At 55.7% G+C, this 20,750-nt stretch carries 18 protein-coding genes; 2 read left to right on the forward strand and 16 right to left on the reverse strand.

The window, feature by feature from the left end; all coding sequences use genetic code 11:
- Window positions 1-443 precede the first annotated feature (443 nt).
- The 4 genes from VVR12_RS02695 to VVR12_RS02710 form a co-directional block, all read right to left on the reverse strand.
- A complete protein-coding gene (locus VVR12_RS02695; protein ID WP_368549566.1) occupies window positions 444-2,108 on the reverse strand; it encodes a cytochrome bc complex cytochrome b subunit in 1,665 nt (554 codons plus the stop codon).
- 2 nt (window positions 2,109-2,110) lie between these two features.
- A complete protein-coding gene (locus VVR12_RS02700; RefSeq protein WP_368549567.1) occupies window positions 2,111-3,202 on the reverse strand; it encodes a Rieske 2Fe-2S domain-containing protein in 1,092 nt (363 codons plus the stop codon).
- A 50-nt stretch (window positions 3,203-3,252) separates the two neighbouring features.
- Window positions 3,253-4,050: a c-type cytochrome gene (locus tag VVR12_RS02705; protein ID WP_368549568.1), complete on the reverse strand. Its 798-nt coding sequence runs from the start codon at window positions 4,048-4,050 to the stop codon at window positions 3,253-3,255.
- 75 nt (window positions 4,051-4,125) lie between these two features.
- Entirely contained in the window at window positions 4,126-4,764 is a 639-nt protein-coding gene (locus tag VVR12_RS02710) for a heme-copper oxidase subunit III (RefSeq protein ID WP_368549569.1), read from the reverse strand.
- Window positions 4,765-4,978: 214 nt separating this feature from the next.
- Here VVR12_RS02710 and trpD point away from each other — a divergent pair, with 214 nt between their 5' ends.
- Window positions 4,979-6,028, forward strand: coding sequence for an anthranilate phosphoribosyltransferase (gene trpD, locus VVR12_RS02715; protein ID WP_368549570.1), 1,050 nt, complete (start codon window positions 4,979-4,981; stop codon window positions 6,026-6,028).
- Window positions 6,029-6,091: 63 nt separating this feature from the next.
- Here trpD and VVR12_RS02720 read toward each other — a convergent pair whose 3' ends face one another.
- The gene (locus tag VVR12_RS02720) at window positions 6,092-6,469 is read right to left on the reverse strand and encodes a DUF3054 domain-containing protein (RefSeq protein WP_368549571.1); all 378 of its coding nucleotides are present in this window, start codon (window positions 6,467-6,469) and stop codon (window positions 6,092-6,094) included.
- 631 nt (window positions 6,470-7,100) lie between these two features.
- Here VVR12_RS02720 and VVR12_RS02725 point away from each other — a divergent pair.
- Complete coding sequence (locus VVR12_RS02725; RefSeq protein WP_368549572.1) at window positions 7,101-7,439, forward strand: RNA polymerase-binding protein RbpA; 339 nt, start codon at window positions 7,101-7,103, stop codon at window positions 7,437-7,439.
- Window positions 7,440-7,497: 58 nt separating this feature from the next.
- On the opposite strand, the gene VVR12_RS02730 is transcribed toward VVR12_RS02725, so the two are convergent.
- The 11 genes from VVR12_RS02730 to dop all read right to left on the reverse strand — a co-directional run bounded on the left by VVR12_RS02730 (window position 7,498) and on the right by dop (window position 20,747).
- Entirely contained in the window at window positions 7,498-8,247 is a 750-nt protein-coding gene (locus VVR12_RS02730; protein ID WP_368549573.1) for a polyprenol monophosphomannose synthase, read from the reverse strand.
- A 109-nt stretch (window positions 8,248-8,356) separates the two neighbouring features.
- The gene (locus VVR12_RS02735; RefSeq protein WP_368549574.1) at window positions 8,357-9,403 is read right to left on the reverse strand and encodes a hypothetical protein; all 1,047 of its coding nucleotides are present in this window, start codon (window positions 9,401-9,403) and stop codon (window positions 8,357-8,359) included.
- 24 nt (window positions 9,404-9,427) lie between these two features.
- Entirely contained in the window at window positions 9,428-12,241 is a 2,814-nt protein-coding gene (locus VVR12_RS02740; protein WP_368549575.1) for a DEAD/DEAH box helicase, read from the reverse strand.
- Between the two features lie 96 nt (window positions 12,242-12,337).
- Window positions 12,338-13,198 (reverse strand): twin-arginine translocase subunit TatC, encoded by an 861-nt coding sequence (tatC, locus tag VVR12_RS02745; protein WP_368549576.1) that lies wholly within the window; start codon window positions 13,196-13,198, stop codon window positions 12,338-12,340.
- 92 nt (window positions 13,199-13,290) lie between these two features.
- Window positions 13,291-13,569, reverse strand: a complete 279-nt coding sequence (tatA, locus tag VVR12_RS02750; protein WP_368549577.1) for a Sec-independent protein translocase subunit TatA — start codon at window positions 13,567-13,569, stop codon at window positions 13,291-13,293.
- Window positions 13,570-13,979: 410 nt separating this feature from the next.
- The gene (locus VVR12_RS02755; protein ID WP_368549578.1) at window positions 13,980-15,908 is read right to left on the reverse strand and encodes a transcriptional regulator; all 1,929 of its coding nucleotides are present in this window, start codon (window positions 15,906-15,908) and stop codon (window positions 13,980-13,982) included.
- Between the two features lie 50 nt (window positions 15,909-15,958).
- The gene (locus tag VVR12_RS02760) at window positions 15,959-16,357 is read right to left on the reverse strand and encodes an FKBP-type peptidyl-prolyl cis-trans isomerase (RefSeq protein ID WP_368549579.1); all 399 of its coding nucleotides are present in this window, start codon (window positions 16,355-16,357) and stop codon (window positions 15,959-15,961) included.
- 30 nt (window positions 16,358-16,387) lie between these two features.
- Window positions 16,388-17,404: an FKBP-type peptidyl-prolyl cis-trans isomerase gene (locus VVR12_RS02765; protein WP_368549580.1), complete on the reverse strand. Its 1,017-nt coding sequence runs from the start codon at window positions 17,402-17,404 to the stop codon at window positions 16,388-16,390.
- 61 nt (window positions 17,405-17,465) lie between these two features.
- Complete coding sequence (gene pafA, locus VVR12_RS02770; protein WP_368549581.1) at window positions 17,466-18,899, reverse strand: Pup--protein ligase; 1,434 nt, start codon at window positions 18,897-18,899, stop codon at window positions 17,466-17,468.
- Window positions 18,900-18,943: 44 nt separating this feature from the next.
- Window positions 18,944-19,144 (reverse strand): ubiquitin-like protein Pup, encoded by a 201-nt coding sequence (locus VVR12_RS02775; protein WP_368549582.1) that lies wholly within the window; start codon window positions 19,142-19,144, stop codon window positions 18,944-18,946.
- 13 nt (window positions 19,145-19,157) lie between these two features.
- On the reverse strand, window positions 19,158-20,747 hold the full coding sequence (gene dop / locus VVR12_RS02780) for a depupylase/deamidase Dop (RefSeq protein ID WP_368549583.1): 1,590 nt from the start codon (window positions 20,745-20,747) through the stop codon (window positions 19,158-19,160).
- Window positions 20,748-20,750 lie beyond the last annotated feature (3 nt).

Below are 20,750 nucleotides of genomic sequence, written 5' to 3' on the forward strand. Positions count from 1 at the left end.
TTTCATTGCCTCAAAGTATCCCTTTACTACGGAGGGCATATAAGTCTTTGAGAAAAGGAATGAGAGCTTCTCATACCCAGTTACTCTTGACGACCACATCCGTATTGATTCGCTTTAACCCCATGCAAGTTCGAAGGGCCTAGGAGGTTGGTTCACCAGTGCAGAAATGCGAGACAACCCTCAGCACCAAATAGCCATCCTTGTAAACAGCTCTTTTGCCGTGAGTCGGGTGAGGAGAGAGTGCGTATCTCTCATAGATCCGAGCGCGTAGCTTACTGGTTCAAAACGTGGTCCAGGAGAATGAGTGAATTTACACTTGATAACCAGAACATCCAAACGTTCAGCGATGAACGTCCCGACTATGAGATATGAGGGACAAATGAAGGAGGGCCTCCCGCTACGTTAAGTAGCGGGAGGCCCTCCTTTTGCTGATTGTTTATTGGTTAGCGTTCCAGCTGGGAATGGTGCGTACCTTCCAGCTGTTCAGCATCGTGATGATGCGCTGCAGCTTCAAGTTCAGCAGGGGTTACTGGAGCAACCCGATCCTGGAACCACATCTTCGAAAGGCCACCGCGGGACTTCTCCAGAAGAGAAATCTTCCCCTTCTTATTGGGCTGAGCGGGAAGCACTTCATGGTTCTCGAATGAAACCAGCTTGTAACGGCGGTACTCATCCAGAGGCTTATGTACCTCGATGAATTCACCGTGCGGCAACTGAACAACCTGGCCAGATTCCACACCGTGCAGAACCAGCTCACGATCCTTGCGCTGCAAGGAGAGGCAGATTCGGTACGTAATTAGGAAGCCAACGAGGGGACCGAGGACAAAGAGTGCACGCAACCAGTAGGCAACGTCATTCAGTGAAACATGGAAGTGGGTAGCGATGAGGTCCGAGCTAGCGGCGATCATCAACGAACCGTATCCAATGATTCCGGCAACACCCACGCCAGTACGGAAGGGTGCGTTACGCGGACGATCCAGTACGTGGTGTTCACGGTTGTCACGGGTGACCCAACGTTCAATCCACGGCCAGAACATCATTGCCATTATGACCGAACCGGCCATCAAAGCAAAGGGGAGAAGAACGTTGAGAACCCAGGTTCCACCGAGGAAATTGAATTCCCAGGGGAAGGGCCAGACGCCAGGCCACAGACGCAAGGCGCCATCGCCGAAGCCCACGTACCAGTCAGGCTGAGTGCCTGCCTGAACCGGTGAGGGGTCGTAGGGACCATAGTTCCAAATAGCGTTGATGGTGAAGGTAGCTGCCAAGAAGGCGATGATTCCAAAGACGATGAAGAAGAAACCGCCGGCCTTAGCTGCATACACGGGGCCTACAGGAAAACCAACAACGTTGTCTTCACGGCGACCCGGGCCAGGGTACTGGGTGTGCTTGTGAGTAACGACCATGAACAAGTGAATCGCTACCAGCAACAGAAGCATTGCCGGGATGATCATGATGTGCATGGAGTACAGGCGGCTAATCAGCTGGGTACCAGGGAATTCTCCGCCAAAGAAGAACAACGAAAGATAGGTTCCCACCAGCGGGATAGCCTTCATAATTCCGTCAATAATGCGCAAACCGTTACCGGAGAGCACGTCATCGGGAAGCGAGTAACCGGTGAAGCCTGCAAAGATACCCAAAATGAGCAGTGCACAACCCACCAGCCAGTTCAGCTCACGCGGACGGCGGAATGCACCGGTGAAGAACACACGCAGCATGTGGATGGTGAGAGCCAGCATGAACAACAGTGCTGCCCAGTGGTGGATCTGTCGCAACAACAGGCCGCCACGGATATCAAAGGAAATATGGAGAGTCGATGCGTAAGCCACCGACATCTCAGTACCCTTCATCGGCACGTAAGAACCGTCGTAAGCGGTCGGAGCCATAGAAGGATTGAACCACAGCGTCAGAAAGGTACCTGAGAGGATCAGGATGACCAGGCTGTACAGCGCCACTTCGCCGAACATGAACGACCAGTGGTCAGGAAAGATCTTGCGACCAAATTCCTTGACGATGCCAGACATGCCCACGCGGGTATCAACGAAGTTCGCGATACGACCAGTGGTTGTCTTGGCTTCGTATTCGGGTGCGGTTGAAGTATGGGACATGATTAAGCCTCACCCTTCATTTCTTTAGTGTGCTGACCGCGTTCCCAGTAACCGGGACCAACGGGTTCGTGGAAATCGCTCTGAGCCACGAGGTAACCCTGCGAGTCAACAGTGATAGGTAGCTGGGGAAGTGCGTGACCGGCGGGGCCAAACACAACCTTGCACTCATCTGCTGCGTCGAAGGTCGACTGATGGCAGGGGCACAGCAGATGGTGAGTGCGCTGCTCGTACAGTGCGATGGGGCAACCAACGTGAGTACAAACCTTGGAGTAGGCAACAATACCGTCGACATGCCAGTCCTTGCGCTCCTCGGAGATCTTCATCTCTGCAGGATCCAGACGCATGAGCAGAACAACTGCCTTTGCCTTCTCTTCGATGTAACCATTCTCGTGAGAAAGGCTAGAAAGAGACTCGGGGAGTACGTGGTATGCAGAGCCTAGAGTGACATCTGCTGCCTTGATAGGAGTGCCTGAGGGGTCGCGCACCAGGCGCACGCCCTTATCCCACAGTGTGTACTTGAGAACCGACGGATCAGCCGGGCCAAGGTCACGCAACAAAGTGACGAAGGTGAGCGGTGCGAGGATGACCGAACCGATCAAAGTGTTGCGCAGCAGGGGACGACGCTTGATACCGGACTCATCAATGATGGTGTCCATGATTTCAACAGCGTCTGCACGATCCTCTTCGGTACGTACTGCATGGCGGCTTTCGGACATTTCATGGTCGGGCATAAGAGCGCGAGCCCACTGAACAATGCCGATACCAATACCGAACATCGAGAACGCGATGCCCAAGCCCAACAGCAAATTCTGCAGTCGCAGCTGGTTGGTGGGTTCAGGATTCAGTACGTCGTAGTAATCTCCACCAATTTTAATGCCGAAATAAGCTACCCAAAAGAGCAGGGCGCCAAGGATCGACACGAGGAAGAGCAGTATTACGCCGCGCTCTGCCGACTTTGCCTTTTTGGAGCTGATATCGGTCAGACGCGGGGAGTGGGGCGGCAGACCAGGATCGGGAAAAGAATCCCGGGTTCCTTCAGTCGAGGAGACTGCGACCGAGGAGACTTCCTGTGCGCCATCACTATGGTTTCCCATGTGTTGCCTCATATCTTCTTATCTTGTGAAATCTTCGAATGTGGGTGACTTTATGCGGAGCGAGAGGTGAGCCAAACGGTAAAGACCAGAACGACACCCAAGCCCAAGGTCCAAATGAGCAGACCTTCAGCAACAGGTCCCAGCGAGCCCAGAGCAAAACCGCCGGGGGAGTTGTTGACCTCCTGAGCCTTCAGGTAGGTAATAACGTCGTTCTTTTCCTGAGGAGTCAGGTTGGCGTCGTTGAAGACGGGCATATTCTGGGGGCCAGTCTCCATTGCCTCGTAGATGTGCTTCTCGGAGACACCCATCAAGGACGGAGCAAATTTACCGCGGGTCAAAGCACCACCAGCACCTGCTGCGTTGTGGCACATTGCGCAGTTAGCAAGAAAGACCTTGGCGCCATTAGCTGCATCGCCGTTGGCGACATCGAGGTGCTGCTGCTCGGGGATAGTCGGACCTGTACCCAGGGATGCTACATAAGCTGCAAGCTGGTGGGTCTGCTCATCGGTGAACTGACCGGGCTTTACCTGAGCCTGAGTACCCTGCATCTGCATAGGCATACGTCCGGTACCGACCTGGAAGTCAACCGCTGCGGCGCCCACACCGATCAATGCGGGACCATCCTGAGTGCCCTCTGCGTTGGTGCCGTGGCAGGTTGCGCAGTTGGATACGAAGAGTTTCTGACCCTCAGCAATGTCGTTATCCGATGCTGCGGTGATACTGGTTTCGGCCTTTGCCTGGTTGGTAGTAGTGGCAACTGCGTAGAGTCCACCGGTTAGAAGCAAAGCCAGAGCAAGCAACACGACAGCTGCCAGCGGATGACGCCGCTTCTGAGATAGTGCCTTCACGTTGAATGATCCTTTTGATGTGTGAGCTTATAAATTTCGGAGGCTGATCGCCGGATTAAACTTTTACTTTAGGGTTTACTTCAGAAAGTAAACGATAAAGAACAGAACAATCCAAATAACGTCAACGAAGTGCCAGTAGTAGGAAACAACGATCGCCGAGGTGGCTTCGTAGTGCCCGAACCGCTTAGCGACGTATGCGCGACCAATGATGAAAAGGAAGGCAACGAGGCCGGCGGTCACGTGCAAGGCGTGGAAACCAGTGGTGATGTAGAACGCCGATCCATAGGCACTGGAGGGGATGGTCATTCCTTCAGCAATCAGATTGGCATACTCATAGGCCTGAACGGACACAAAGAACGCGCCCATGATGAAGGTCAGGATGAACCACTCGACCATGCCCCATTCCTTGATGTTGAACAGGGAGCCGGTGCGGCGAGGCTTAAGTTGCTCAGCCTTGAAAACGCCGAACTGGCAGGTCACAGAACTAGCCACCAGAACAATGGTGTTCACGGTGGCGAGTGGTACAGCGAGATGCTCAGTGTTTTCAGCCCAAAAATCGGGGCGTGAAGCTCTGAGAGTGAAGTACATAGCGAATAGCCCGGCAAAGAACATCAACTCTGAAGCGAGCCAAACGATGGTGCCTACGGCCACCTGGTTGGGGCGATTCAGAGTCGGTCGTGCCGGCTTACTGGGAGTATGGGTTGCAGTTGTCACATAGACATTATGTCTGTAAAACCTGAGTTCAGCCAACTACATCAGGTGATATTGATGCACCGTGTTGTAAATAAGGGATACCTCTGTGGCAGAGGACCACAGCACTAATCTTCTACCTCGAGTTTAACTTCATCGTTATAAGGCTTCGGTTCAAGTCGCCACATAGCGGAAGTGAACTGTCCAAGTCTTGCTGCGTGGGCCTACAATCGTTCCCATGAACACATCAATCTCTTGGAAGAGCATTCTCAACAGACTCACCTTGCGTCAGGATCTTTCTCACGAAGAAATTACGTGGGCCATGGATGACATCATGAACGGGAATGCCTCCGAGGCAATCATTGGTGCGTTCTTGATCGCCCTGCATGTAAAAGGCGAAACCCCGGAAGAGCTGGATGCTCTCGCTCAAGGCATGTTGGAAAAGGCTGAACCTATCAACATCAACAATGCAGCGGTTGACATCGTTGGGACGGGTGGGGATCAACAAAATACCGTCAACATCTCCACAATGGCAGCCATAGTTATAGCAGCCAGCGGGGCCCCGGTCATTAAACACGGAAATAGATCTTCGTCGTCATCTACGGGTTCAGCTGATGTGCTAGAAGCCCTAGGCGTTCGCTTGGAGATGCCTATCGCCAGCATTCCCGACTGCCTATCTCAAACCGGGATTGCCTTCCTGTTCGCACAGGTATTTCATCCATCAATGAAGTATGTTGCTCCTACGAGAAAGAAACTCGGGGTGCCAACAGCTTTCAATTACCTCGGTCCCATGACAAATCCCGCCAAGGTGCGCTCTTCAGCCATTGGTGTTGCCGATGAATCTATGGCACGAAAAATCGCGGATGTCTTTGCGTCCCGGCAAGATCACGCCTTGATCTTCCGAGGCGGGGATGGTCTTGACGAAGTCACCATCACAGCTAATACCCAGGTGTGGGAAACGATCGGCGGGGGAGTGTACCCCCACGTCATCGATCCTCGTGAATTCGGCTACGCCAGGGCCACTTTGGACGATCTTCGTGGTGGAGATGCAGAACATAACGCCAAGGTCTTTAGGGACATCATGCACGGCCTCAGGGGACCGATTCGCGACGCTGTTGTACTCAATGCTGCAGCTGGTATCGTGGCTTTCAACGAGCACGATGTTGATCAACCCTTTATGAGCCGCTATCAGCATGCGCTCAATACGGCGGAGAAAACTCTTGATTCCGGCTCCGCGTCGCACACTCTCGAGGCCTGGGTGGCATATTCACAGTCGGTTGTAGATTAGCTTAAACCTTAAGTTGAAGGGGCTCCCCATGAAATCGGGGAGCCCCTATTGTTTAATGTAGGTTTATTTCTTGGAGACACGTCGGGTGGCCATCAGGATCAGACGCCAGCCCAAGATAAAGGCTCCTAGCACGGCTAAGGTGACCATAATGAAGCTGAGTGCAGTTGTACCACCCGTCAACACTCTCAACGCTTGACCACCCAGCGCTACCATTAGCCACACCAGCACGCCGGCAGGGTAGAGATTGTGGGGCTGACGGCGAACGATGGGTATGAACCAACTGATTAAGTAAGCGATAACGAATGGAAGAGCCACATTGAATGAACCCAACAGGGTTTCGTGGTGGGAGCTACGTCCTAACACTGCAAATCCGAGTATAAGAGCAATATCGACCACCATGATGACCAAGACGTTGCGTAATGAAGTTGAATATGTCTGCACAGCGGTTTCCTGACGGTGAAGGTGTAATTGAGTACCTCCAGCGTACCGCTGGGGTAGCGCTCTTTGAGTCTACTTTACATAATGTAGATTATCGGCTTTAACTCTAAAACTGGCCAGGATAAGAATGTGCCTTATTCTGGTGTTTTATCAACCACCACACCTCAGCCCACTGAACTCAGCCTCTCCGTGATCAGACCACACGTTCAGCCCCGCATCCTGGCTCCTCGATTGATCCTCTTGTTCGGTTAAATCCTCGCTATCGTTTCTGTTCGATAAACCCGCGGTCCCCACAAAGCTTCAGCAAGTCGATGAGTCAGCCAAATATCGAGTGTTCAATTATTCTGAGTGCTTTCCGCAATGTAGTGTCGCAACTCAGCCCCCAGACCTCGGTTTTCTCAGTTATCCACAATCTCAGATCGAGCTAGTCCTAGATATGATATTTAAAGTATTAGTTGAAGGTTTACTTTAGACATTTTCTAGAGACGGTGGGTTTGTATCCTGTTCCGTCGTTTCATGACAGAGCGAAGGCTGAACTATACTTGACCTCTAGTCTCTATATACACACGGGAATAACCCCACATCTGGGGTGTTAACCTGGAGTGTAGAAAACTAATCTTTGGGAGGATCACTCATGAGCGATCGTAGCTTACGCGGAATGCGTCTCGGTTCGCAGTCCATGGAAACTGAAGCAGGTGTGGAGCCGGCCCCGCGTCAACGCGTTGAATACCGCACGGAAGATGGCGAGCGCGTCTTTGTGACCTTCGCTCAGGAGGCTGAGATCCCGCAGACTTGGACCGCTAAGTCGGGTAAGGAAGCGTCTCTCGTCAACGGTGAGGGTGAGCAACAGGAGTCGAACGAAAAGCCGGTTCGTACCCATTGGGATATGTTGCTCGAGCGTCGCAGCATGGAGGAACTTGAGGAGACGCTTCAGCAGCGCATTGATTACTACCGCGAGCGTCATTCACTTTAGGTTTAAAGAAAATGGGGAGTCACGTCTTGATTGACGTGACTCCCCTTTTGTGTGAGTCTTATCGATTCTTACGTCGCTTCTGGACGAATTTCTTGGCGCCTTCCGTGCGTGCTCCCAATCCCCAGGTGGTCACTTTTCGCATCGAGTCGAAGATGATGGAGCCGTCCATCTTGGAGTCTCCGATTTCGCGTTCGATGAAGGTGATGGGTACTTCGGTGATCTTCAAACCGGCGCGTTCGGATCGCCACGCTAGGTCGACTTGGAAGACGTACCCCTTGGAGTCGATGCCATCGAGGTTGAGCTTTTGGAGTGCTTCTCGTCGGTAGGCCCGGTACCCGGCGGTGATGTCGTTGATCTTGGTGCCGAGAATCAACTTGGTGTACAGGTTTGCGCCGCGGGATAGTACTTGGCGGTGGGCAGGCCAGTTCTTGGTTTTCCCTCCGGGGATGTATCGGGAGCCGATTGCGAGGTCGGCGCCCTGCTCGATGGCTTGGATGAGGAGCGGCAACTGTTCGGGCTGGTGTGAGCCGTCCGCGTCCATTTCGACGAGGACGTCGTAGCCGTTGTTGAGTCCCCAGTCGAAACCTGCGAGGTATGCCCCACCCAAACCGTCTTTGACGGTGCGGTGAAGGACGTGGATGTGTGAATCGCTGTTCGCTAGTTCATCTGCCAGCTGGCCGGTTCCGTCAGGGCTGTTGTCGTCGACCACGAGGACGTCGGATTCGGGGACGGCAAAGCGGAGCCGTTCAACGATGACAGGCAGATTCTCCCGTTCGTTATACGTAGGAATGACCGTCAGTACTCGCATTGATTAACTCCTTGCATGCCCTTGGGGCAGATGATCAGAACAGTGTTCAGTATATATTTTTGGTTCCCACACTGCACTTCGGGATTTTTGGGTTACTGGGCGCAGGGGTTTATGCATGATGTAGCGAGATGAGGGTGGGCAGGTTACCCGCTTCGAGGACGGGCAAGAGCGGGATACGTGCCCGGGGGTCGGTGCTCCAGGCGGCGACACGGGAGTCTGGTGTTTGTACCATGAGTTGATCGGCTCTCCAGCGACAGAATGTTGCGGGGGCCTGCGGTACCAGTTGTCCCATGAGGGGGTTGCGGTGTCCCATTCCGCGAAAGCATGATTTGGTCATTGCTGCGAAGGTGGCCCTTGCGGATAATTGGTGGTCGCTCTCCCCCGCCGACACCATGGATAGGGCTAGTTCCCAGCCGAGAAGTTGTGAATCCTGGGTGGGGTTAGATCCCAGCATGGATGTGATTCCTGCAGTGATGGCCGCTTTGAGGGCGCTTTTTTGAAGGGCAGGGCCGCTGGTGAAGCCTAGGGCTACGTTCATGGAGCTCAGCTGGGTGATGTGGCTCTCGGTGAGGTCGGTTACACCGTCTAAACGCAATGCTAGTTTCATGCGCTGGAGGGAGTCCATCTTCAGAGCTATCTGAAGGGCAGCATCGATTCGCGCCGAAGAGTCAGCACGAAGTGCTGCTTTGAGCCCGCGCGCTTGGGCCTCGTCTAACAAGCTCATGCCGGTTTCGTTCTCGAGAATCCCCTGGGGGTCTAGAAGAATTCCTTGAACCGATAAGTGATCGGGGATCTGGTGGAGGTGTTCGATCTCAAGGTAGATAGCGGCGTCCTGGAGTGATGTCAGGTGTTGGTGATGCTGTTGGAGGGCCTCCGGGGTGAGCATGAAGGTCAAGGCACCATATCCGGCCGCGCGGTATTTCTGGACGGTGTCTTGCAGGTCGTCCTCGGGGTGGACGCGGATGCCCGCCGCGGCGAAGGCAGGCGCCAGCAGGTCTCCCTCCAGTTCTTCTACCTGCATCGAGTCGTCGAGGATTGACTCAGCCCCGGCGTCCGAGCCTACCCATTGCACCATGCCGTCCTGAATCACCATCGCGGTGGCGTAGGGATCTGCCGGAGAGTAAACGCTTCCGTCTCTCAACACCGTTGTTGACATGCGCGGTTCCTTTCTCGTGGATGTTTATAGCTGGGTTGCAATGACGCCGCGACGCAACAGGCCGATGGCGGCCTCGCACTGTGTCTTCAGTTCGGGGTCATTGTGGGCGACATGTGATATTTGGTCGAGTGCATCTATGACCTGTTTGATCCATCGGACGAAATCTCCCCCGGCCAAGTCGGTGCCTTCAATGGCTTGGGCCAGCGACTGCCCGCGAGCCCACTTGTAGGTTGGCCAGACCATGCCGAAATCTGGCGTGGGTGTTTGCGGTAATCGGTGTGATTCCTCGGCGTCTGTGAGCTTGCTCCACTCTTTGATGAGCAACGTCATGGCAGGTTCCATCGATCGTTGCGGATACTTGCGGAGCATACCTATTTCGTCTCGTTTTGCCTGGTATACCAGCGCAGAGATGACTGAGGCGGTGGATGCTGGGTCTAGCCCATCGAGGAACCCTTCTTCCAGACAGAGCGAGGTCAGGAGGTCTTTCTCGCCGTATACGCGACGCAGGCTTTGACCGCGCGGGGTGAGCAGGAATCCACGGGCGTCGTCCCATCGCACGTAACCGTAGTCTGCCAAGAGTTGGCAGATGCGTTCGAATGTTTGCGAGATGGTGTTGGTGCGTCGGCTGATTTGCCGCCTCAGTCCGTCGGTTTCGCGGGAGAGTTTCCACCAGCGCTCGGCCCAGCGAGCGTGGTTTTCCCGGTCGGAACATCCATGACAGGGGTGGGTTTTCAGTTGTTTGCGGAGTTGTTCGATTTCCCGCTCCGTCTTCGATTCCCTTTTATCGAACCATACGTCTCGTATATCGGAGCGTGCGGGGCGTCCGTCGTAGAGTGCCTGACGCATGCGGGCAGCCATGTCCCGTCGTTCTTTGGGGGTCTTCCCCTGGAATTTTTTGGGCACCTTCACTTTGGACACGGGCACGACGGCGCCGTCGAGGTCCCGTGCGTCCAGACGCCGCAATTGCGCTTCCCAGGTGATGATGGGCGGACGGGGGTCGGAGTTGTTATCGCTTCGCCCTATGACCAGCGCGAATCCGCGATTTCGGCCGTGCGGGATTTCGATGACGTCGCCGGGTACCAACTGATGAATCGAGGCAACGGCCTGCGATAGTTCGAGACGCTTTCTGCCCTTTTCGGATTTTTTCTCGAGGTCTTTGAGCTCTCGCCTTAACCGGGCGTACTCCGCGAAGTCACCCAAGTGGCACTGCATGGATTCTTGATAACCCTCCAACGCCCGTTCGTTCTTTCGAACGCGCTGCGCCACCCCCACCACCGATTTATCGGCTTGGAACTGGGCGAATGAGGACTCGAGGATCTTCTTGGTTCGTTCGGTGCCGAACTCCGCCAGCAGGTTTGCCGACATGTTGTAGGTCGGTTTGAAAGACGAGTTCAAGGGGTAGGTGCGCTTGGACGCGAGCCCTGCCACCTGGGAGGGTTCTAAGCCTGGTTTCCACTGAACGATCGCGTGACCTTCGATATCGATGCCGCGCCGCCCCGCGCGTCCGGTGAGCTGGGTGTACTCCCCCGCCGTGATATCGACGTGCGATTCACCGTTGAACTTTGTCAGTTTATCTAGCACCACCGACCGTGCCGGCATATTGATGCCGAGGGCGAGGGTTTCGGTGGCGAACACAACCTTGATGAGACCCTCTGAGAAGAGTTGCTCGACAACTTCCTTGAAGATGGGGAGCATTCCCGCGTGGTGGGCCGCTATGCCGCGAGATAGACCTTCCCGCCACTCATAGAAGCCCAGCACGTTGAGGTCTTTTGCTTCGAGCGTTGCGGTTGCCTCAGCCACGAACGCGCGTATAGTTTGCGCCTGGGCGTCTGTGGTGAGGCGGACGTCGGCGTCAATGCATTGCCGCACCGCAGCGTCACATCCGGCGCGCGAGAAGATGAAGACGATGGCCGGTAAGAGGGCCTCGCGGTCTAATGCGTAGATCATCTCCGATCGGCTGGCGCGGTAGGTTCGCCCGTCCGCAGGGGCCGGGTGGTGTTGAGGACGACGCTGGTGGGGTGCCCGGGGACCGCGGCGCCCGCGATCCGCGTTGCGGGGGCGCCGGCGTGGCTCCCTGAGTCGGAGCAACTCTGGGTTGACTTCCGGTGCCGCCTCGTTGTCGGAGTCTAAGAGTTCAGCGGTTTCCTCCACCGTTGTATCGTCGACGAAGAGGTCGACGAGGCGGTTTCCGACCAAAACGTGTTGCCACAGCGGTACGGGCCGGTGCTCTGAGACCACCACGTCGGTTGCGCCACGGACTGTATCTAACCACGCACCAAACTCTTCGGCATTGGAAATGGTCGCCGAGAGGGAGATAACTGAGATGTGTTCGGGAAGATGGATGATGACCTCTTCCCAGACCGCTCCGCGGAATCGGTCTGCGAGATAATGCACCTCGTCCATGACGACGTAACCCAAATTGGTCAACGTCGCGGAGTCAGCGTAGATCATGTTGCGCAAAACTTCGGTGGTCATGACCACCACTGGTGCCTCCGAATTGATGGAGGTGTCCCCGGTGAGCAACCCAATGGCATCCTCGCCGTAGGTCTGCACCAGATCGTGATATTTCTGGTTGCTCAGCGCTTTGATGGGCGTGGTGTAGAAAGCCTTTTTCCCCTGCGAGAGAGCGAGATGGATGGCGAACTCCCCCACCAGGGTCTTGCCCGCGCCCGTGGGTGCCGCCACCAGAACGGCGCGCCCATTCTGCACCGATTCACACGCCTGGCGCTGAAAATCATCCATCTGAAAGTCGAGGGATTTCTCGAAAGCTCCAAGCACGGTATTCTCTCGTGCAGCCCGAGACTTGGCCGCTTGGTACTTTTCCGCATAAGTAGGCATGCTTCCATCCTAGAGCCTTCACCCGATATGCAAGACCTGCGTTATCTGACAGCGAAGCGCCGACTTTTTAGCCGGCGCTTCTAGCATGAAGAGGGTTTATTCCCTCGTTTCGATTCGACCTAGTTGTTCGAGTTCCTCAGGGGTGGTGCTTCGTGTGAGGTCTTCTTTTTCTAGTCCTTGGGCAAGCTTTGCGTTTTTCCTAGCCCGCCGTTTGTCGTTGACCAAGCAGATCGCGATCGCGATAAAGAAGAAGAGGAGCAAGGGTGCTGCCAGATAGAACATGGTCATGACGTCGGTTCCCGGTGCAGCCATCGCAGCGATGGTTGCCACAAACACCACAACCCAACGCCATGCTTTGAGGATCGTGCGGCCGCTCAAGATGCCCATGAGGTTCAAACCCACAAGAATTACGGGAATGACGAAGGACAATGCAAAGGAGACCATAAATTTTACGACGAAGGAGATGTACACCTCGGCGTTGATGTAATTGGCGGTGCCGGTGGGGTTAAACGCGGTCAGGGCCAGAACGGTAGCAGGAAGGCAGATCCAGGCGGTAATGATACCGATGATAAACATAGGCACAGCGCTACAAATGAACCCCAACGCGTAGCGTTTTTCCTTCTTATACAGGGCCGGGGTAATAAATGCCCACAGCTGGTAGAGCCACACGGGCGCGGCCAAGACTAGACCAATGTACAGCGATACGGTCACCATCAAGCTGAACGAGGATTGCACGTTGGCGTAGTTCAGTACGGCGTCGCGCCCCTGCTGACGGTTGACTTCGTCGAGAGGTTCTTTAATAGCCTCAATGAAAGGCATGTAGAGGAAGAATCCCGCAATGCCTCCGATGATGGTGGCCACGGCCGATTTAATCACGCGGTTTTTGAATTCGCGGAAATGCTCCTGCAATGCCATGTTGGCTTGAGGATTATTTTTACGACTGTTGGCTCTAGCCATGGATTACCTTCTGCTGTGGGTTCTAGTTCTCAGCGTGTGATAAACCCGCACCCTCAAGATAAATCGGGTGCGGGTTCTAACGAGCTGAAGGTCTATTTGATGCCGTCGGTGGGATTGTGATCGCGAACAGCGGTGGAACCGTTATTGTCGACCACTTCACCGGATACAACATCCGACGAAGAATGTGCATTCAGGTTTTCTGCGTTCTTGCGCTTGTTATCTTCCTTCATGCCGTCGACTTCAGACTTGAAGATACGCATTGACTGCCCCAGGCTACGAGCCATACCGGGAAGCTTGGGTGCGCCAAACAGGAGCAAAATGATGATGAGAAGAACAATCAGCATGACCGGGTTGTCGAACAGTCTACCCATGATGAGCACCTTTCCGTGCGTTGTAGCTTAGGTCCCCCATACGTTGAGGCTGACCTAATGAATCACGTTTTTGTATTCTACGAGAGATTCTAGCGCGTCGGCGCGATTCTTTGCCTTCTTCATACTCGGCGTATGACTGGGAAATCGGTGTGACAACCCCCGGTGCGGGACGCTGAGGTTGGTCTGCTGTGGCAGGATGGGGTGATTTCTCCACCACGGTGGCCAGGCGATCATTGAGGAGCAGAAACTCGTCGAAAGCTCGGGCACCCTGACGAATGACCCTCCATGAGAGCCATCCCAGAATCACCGCTGACGTCAAAACGAGCGTTGTCCACAAAACAATCCAAAACCACCAAGGCATAGCACTCAGTATATAAGCCACACAGCTTCTTGAGATTCAACACCATCCCTTAGGACGCGCGAATCAGCTTCTCGCAGTCCCGCGCGATGTCCTCACGCAGATGCTGCGGAGAAACCAACTCCACCCATCCACGTTCAGCGAGAACGCGGAACTTGAGCCACTCCTCATTGCTTAGTGGAATTCGGCTGTATCGATACCCGTCCTGTGATGCGTACTCGATGGCGATAGCTGAAAAGGTCGGCAGTGAACGATCGGTGAAAAGCTCGTGACTTTCCGACCAACGCACCACAGCCACCTCGGCAGCCTGTTCACGGACCCAATCGGCGGGCGTTTGGGTCGAAGGACGTGCCTCCACATCTTGAGGTTGAACCGGGTTCTCCCGTGCGATAACCCGCAGACGGTCCAGCCGAAAATAACGCTGTTCGCCACTGGCGTCATCCTGAGCCTGAACATAAGATACCCCGAGTTCAGTGAGTAACCGCAAGGGGTAAAGCGTTCGTCGAGTTGTACCGTGTGCACCGAGATACTCCACCTTGACCGAAGAAGACGACTCCATCGCGTCTTGGAGATCTTCGATCGTGCTGGTCGTGACATCGGCAGAGAGCCTCTTTAACAGGTCGTGTGCCTGCGGAGAACTCATCGCCAATTGAGCCATGGTTTGCTGTACGGAGGTGACCTCGGCACCGGCCACGGAAGAAATCAGCTGCATCGTCAGAAGAAGAACCACCGTCTCCACAGCAGACAGTTTCACCGCCTGATGGACGTGAGCCCCGGTACGAACATGAACCCCCTGCTCATCTTCCCTGTAGTCAAAATTTTCTTCACCTAGAGTCACGTGGAGCAGATCCAGCTGGCGGCGGGTCTTGGTAGCCCCTTGACCGAAGGCACGCCCCAGCTCCTTCATAGTCACACCGGGGTTTTCAGTGGCGTATCGAGCCAAGGCTAGGTGATGCAAAAGTTCGGTGTCAGCTGTTCGCCGTTGCCGTTGATCTGCTACGCGGGTCCACGTGAGATCAGGGACCTCTACGGTATGTCGGTGAGCTTCGATGAGACGCTCTAACATCGCTAGGTAGGTGAGGCGGACCCGGTTCTGGTATTTACCGTCACCGTCCATAGACGGCTCCACGACGGCCCCTTCAAGAATGGCAAGTGTCGCGGTCTCCGGGACCGAATAAGATTCGATTTCACGCGACTGTTCGGTGGCGGCGTCCCGAACAACAACGGTCTCTGGCCGACTACGTTGGATGCCATCGAAAAGTTCGTCGACGTCTAGGAGCGAGACATCAAGCGAAGCGTCGCGCGATGAAGGTTGCTCGCACCACACTGCGCTCATCCTATCTAACCGGAAGAACTTGCCGCGCTGCGGGTTTTCCCCCACCGCGGAAGCTGCACTCAGCTCCTTGCCCCACAAATACCAGCGGTCGAATCGGCGGCCCACAGCGCCCACTACCACATGCCGCTCCGACAATTCACCGGTCACTACATTTTCATAGACAAAGGTGAGGACGCGCTGTTCGGCCAAAGCCTGCAAGATCGTGGCCAGATGCGGGGGTTCGAACCAGCCTTCTCGCACGGCGGTAGAAGACTCCCCCGCCGGCGTCACCGACCAACCGATCTTCGTCAAAGCGGTCTGAACGGTCTGAGCAAGATCTCCCTCTCCCCACGCACTCGACACCAATGCGTAGGTCACCGACTGTCCTAGGCTGCCTGCTGAGGTGAGCTGAGCAGGGCGATCAGGGCGCGGCGCCCGGTAGGCATACTCCTGATCTTGGGTAGCCTGCGGGTTCACGGTTTCGATGAGACCCATGGCTCGCAGGGCGGCCTTGTCGCGCTCGAATTTCCGCACAAAGGCGCCGTGGGAGTAAGTCTCGGCGTACTCGGGGATGACCCTGCGCAGTTCTTCTCGCGTAATGCCGTAGGGGTGCTGTGTCAGCTCATCAAAGAGGGCGAGGTAGCGCTCAACAGTTCTTTGGCTCATCGTTAAATAAACCCTCCAGCCTCGCAGTCGAGGCCAGAGGGTCGAGATCGCTACTTTCGGACGTCCACCAGGTCGACGACGAAAATCAACGATTCGTTCGGGGCAATGGCTGCGCCAGCACCGCGCTCGCCATAGGCCAGCTCCGAGGGGATTTCGAGACGACGACGCCCGCCGACCTTCATTCCTAACAGACCCTGATCCCAGCCCTGGATGACCTGGCCAATGCCAACACGGAAGCTCAACGGCTCACCGCGATTCCACGATGCATCGAACTCTTCACCCGTAGAGAAGGCTACACCGACGTAATGGCAGGTGATCTGGTCACCGGCTTCCACGGTGGCCCCGGCTCCCTCGATCAGATCGATGATCTTCAGCTCCTCGGGCGAGCCGCCCTCGGGAAAATCGATCTCGGGCTTGGTGCGATCGAGCTTACGCTGACCAAAAGACATGGGTTTCTCCTATGATGCTGTGTTTTCCAGTTACTTCTGAGAGGGCTGAGCGGAAGCGCTGGGGTCTTCCGGCTTCTTCATCTGGCCGTGGGTGGCGTCCTTCGGCATAGCCTGTCCCGGGGTGGCTCCCAGGATATCTACAACGAACACCAGAGCGCCGGCGGGCTGGCCCTGTTGCGAGGGCTTCTCGCCGTAGGCCTGGTCTGCCGGTACCAGTAGCAACACGCGTGAGCCGACGGGCTTATCCTTGAGGCCTTCGGTCCAACCCTTGATCACTCCACCCAGCGGGAAAGAAGCGGTGTTGCCCTTGTCGCCGAAGTTACCGTCAAAGGCCTTTCCGTCGCTCCACTGAACGCCTTGATACCGCACGTAGACGTTATCATTTTCGCTGACCTTCTTACCCTCGCCCTCGATGAGAGATTGAGAGACCAACTTCTTGGGGGCGTCGCCACGATCCTTGGACAGCTTGATGGTTGCCGAGCCGTCCTGATCGGAAATGTTGAAAGACTCCAGCGCCTTATTGACCTGGTCCTTGGGCAATTCCTTGCCCTGCGCCTCCTTCAATAGCTTTTGCTGAACGGTATAAACCTCAATATTGGTGGGATTATCTTCACCCAGCGGGCTCGGAGACGCGGTAGGGCCAGACTTGACCATGTTCGTGCTGTACGAGAACGAGGTTCCGACCTTATGACCGGTCAGCATGTCGTAGAGATCGGGAGCGTTATCCTTGAGGTCTTTGCTGACCGGGATCATCAACGGGCTGGACGGGTACGAGGTCTGCTGCGACTTAGCGTCTTCACCGCTGAAGATGGTCGCGTCGATGACCAACTCGTCACCTTCGGAGATGGAATCTCCGGTACCCTCATTGATCACATGGGTCTGAGTCTCTTTCGAAATGAACGGGGTCTCCATTGAAATCGACGGTTCAGCGGTGGCGTCGTTCATCGAATAGTCGACGTCTGAGAGTTTAGAACCATTGCTAGAGCACGCGGAGAGCAACATCGCAACGACGATGCCGGTTGCGGCGAGAGCTTTCTGATGTTTCACGATCATTCTTTCGGTAGGAGGTATCTCAACCTGAACCGGGCCAAGTGGCCGGCAGGTTCCATTAAATAAAGGGGGCGGGCCAACCGACCTGAGGGGATTGCCCCAGGGTCTCAATGAGACGGTCCACGGCCTCGTTCTCAGCGTCGAACGGATCCTGGCACACGACGTTCAGATGTGGTTTGGCGTTCAAACGCAGGTGAACCCAGTCCACCGTGAACTGCTCACCCGTGCGTCGGGCCGCCTGGATGAAGCGGCCACGCAATTTAGCCCGCGTCTCGGGAGGCTGTACCGTTGCCCGCTCGATGAGATCGGGGTCAAGCACGCGCCGCGCGCGACCAGCCCGAGCCAAAACGTTAAAGACGCCGCGATCCGGGTCAATGTCGTGGTAGGCGAGGTCCAGTTGCTGAATGCGGGGATCGTCGTACCCCCGAGCGCCTCGAGCGATATAAGAATCCAACAGTTTCTTCTTAATCGCCCAGTCGAGCTCGGTGTCCACAGCCGAATAGTTTCCGGTCTCAACCGCCTCCAGCGCACGACCCCAAAGGTCAAGAACATACTCGACATCCTCATGGTGAGCCCCATGCGCTGCCACGTACTTCTGTGCCGAGGCATGGTAGTGACGCTGCATTTCGAGGGCATTGCGCTCGCTACCGTCTGCCAAGGTGAAACGCTGACGACCGGTGAGGTCATGAGAAACCACCCGCAAAGCCGTGGCGGTGTCTTTGATCTCGAAATTCTTCAGCGGGAAATGGTCTTCGATCATGCGAAGCACTAGATCAGTCGAACAGATTTTCAGCAACGTGGTTGCCTCAGACATGTTCGAGTCTCCGTTAATCACGTGCAAACGACGATACTTGGTGGAATCGGCGTGCGGCTCATCGCGGGTATTGACGAGCGGACGTGATCGGGTGGTGGCGGTGGACGCCGCTTCCCAAATGTAATCCGCCCGTTGGGAGAACGAGTAGCTGGGTTCCGCGGGACGGCCAATGGTGGTGGTGCCCCACTGTTCGGGGCCTTGCGGGTGCGTTTTCCCTGCGCCCACCATGATCTGTCGGGTCACCAAAAAGGGAATCAGGGAACGAACCAGCGGGGCGAACTCCACCTTGCGTTCCAACATGTAGTTTTCGTGGGACCCGAAGGAGTTTCCGGCTGAATCTACGTTGTTCTTGAAAAGGTAGATGCTGCCGTCATACCCCGTGTATTCAAGATGATCCTGTGCCTGGTTCACCAGATCCGCGAAAAGACGCTCCCCTGCCTTGTCCTGCGCGATCAGATCTCGCGGAGTAGCGCACTCTGCCGTGGCATATTCCGGGTGAGACCCGACATCGAGGTACAGGCGGGAGCCATTGGGTAAGAACACATTGGTCGATCGCCAGGTGTTCACCACCGGCTTGAAGAGGATGCGTGCGGCATCTTCTGCGCTTACCGGCCCCAAACCGTGTGGCACATAGGTAATGCCATATTCGGTCTCAATACCGAATATTCGTCGTTCCATGATTTATCCCTTGTCAGCTTTGGATCAGAGCGTTCGGAACCGAGTTACTGGCCGCCCTTTTGCACAAAGCCCTTCACGAATTCTTCCGAGTTCTCTTCGAGCAACCCATCGATCTCGTTCAACAGATCGTCAGTGCCGGCTACCAGCTCCTGATCGACCTCGGTGGCCTGATGGTGAAGGCTGACCTGGGTTTCTTCTTGCTCCGCTGCGCTATTGTGCTGAGCCTGTACCTGTTTGCGTTCCATAGTTCTCTCTTCTTTAGCATTGTGCATCGGCTACGGCGCGTTCTAGGCGTCGCATGAGGTCAGATGCGTTACGGGACTGATCGAGATGTTCTGCTACCTCAACCTTAGTATTATGTAGCGGCTCCTGCATGGGATATCTGACTACCCCGTCTTTACCGGAAGTACGCACCACTAACGTATCCCAGTTAGCACTGACGACCTGGTCGGGGAAAGTACTGATGAGGCGACCTCGCAGGAATGCCCTCGTGTCTTCGGGCGGGTGAGCCGCCGCGTCCGCGATTTGCTCGGGGGTGAAGAGTGTTCGCATGCGACCCAGCTGCACTAGCTTGTGGTAGAGCCCCTTGCCGGGGCGGACGTCGCTGTACTGCAGGTCGATGGCGGCAAGTTTGGGGTCGTCCCAACCCACGCCCTTAGACACGTACTGTCGCAACACGAAGTACTTGGCAACCCAATCCAAACGATCCGCCAGCGAGAAAAGGTCGTTCTCGAGCGCATCCAAGGTTTCTTCCCACAGGTCGAAAACGCGCTGGGTGTGCTGATCCGGGTTCTTATCCCATGCACGGGCAGCGGCGAGGTAGGCATGCTGGATTTCCAGGGCAGTTGTGCTGCCACCGCCTGCCAACGGAAGCTCGGCTTCAAGATCTAGATCGTGGCTAACGGTGTGAATTGCAGCCACCGGATCCGCCAGCTTGATGTGCGGGGCCGCACCGGCCTCGATGAGTCCCAGCACGGCGGAAGTTGTTCCGAACTTCAGCAGCGTTGAGTAGTGTGACAGGTTCGCGTCACCGACGATCACGTGCAGGCGACGATACTTGTGCTGATCTGCGTGGGGTTCGTCGCGCGTATTGATGATCGGCCGGCGAATGGTAGTCTCCAGCCCTACCGTCCGCTCAAAGAAATCGGCGCGCTGGGAGATCTGGAAACCAGGCCGTTCTCCGTTGACCCCTAGACCGACGCGGCCGGCACCGGTGATGATCTGACGGGAGACGAAGAAGGGCAATAACCCCGTAATGACCGAGTCGAAGTCAACGTCTCGACGGATCTGGTAATTCTCGTGGAAGCCGTACGACTGCCCCTTAGAATCGGCGTTGTTCTTGTACAAATTGACGATGGGCAGACCGGTCTGCGGGGCCAACCGTGCGATGGTTTCCACCGTTTGCGCCGCGATGTAGTCCCCGGCCGCGTCCCAGAGAACCGCATCCATGGGTGAGGTGATCTCGGGGCTGGAATATTCGGGGTGCGCGTGGTCGACATAGAATCGTGCCCCATTGGGCAGAATGGAATTCATGGTCACCGCGTCCCAGTCGAGCCGTTCGGCAAACATGCCCGACTCGGCCAGGGCCTCAGCTGCGATATCTTCGCTCGTTAATTCGTGCCGTCGATGGGTCAGCTGAGAGGCATCAGCCTCGCTCTCCTCCATCTCAAAACCACGGGCATCCGCCAGCGGCGATTCCGAGTCATATTCCCACGTGGAAGTGTTGGTGCTGGCCAACTCACGTCGAAACATCGTGTCGTAGGTGTTAACGACCTGAGCAGAGAGGACGGTGGGGTTAGCCTCCGGTTTTTCTGGGGCAATGACGCCGAATTCCGTTTCGGTTCCCATTAT

This window comes from Rothia sp. LK2588 (genome assembly GCF_040946465.1).
In the GTDB taxonomy this organism is placed as follows: domain Bacteria; phylum Actinomycetota; class Actinomycetes; order Actinomycetales; family Micrococcaceae; genus Rothia.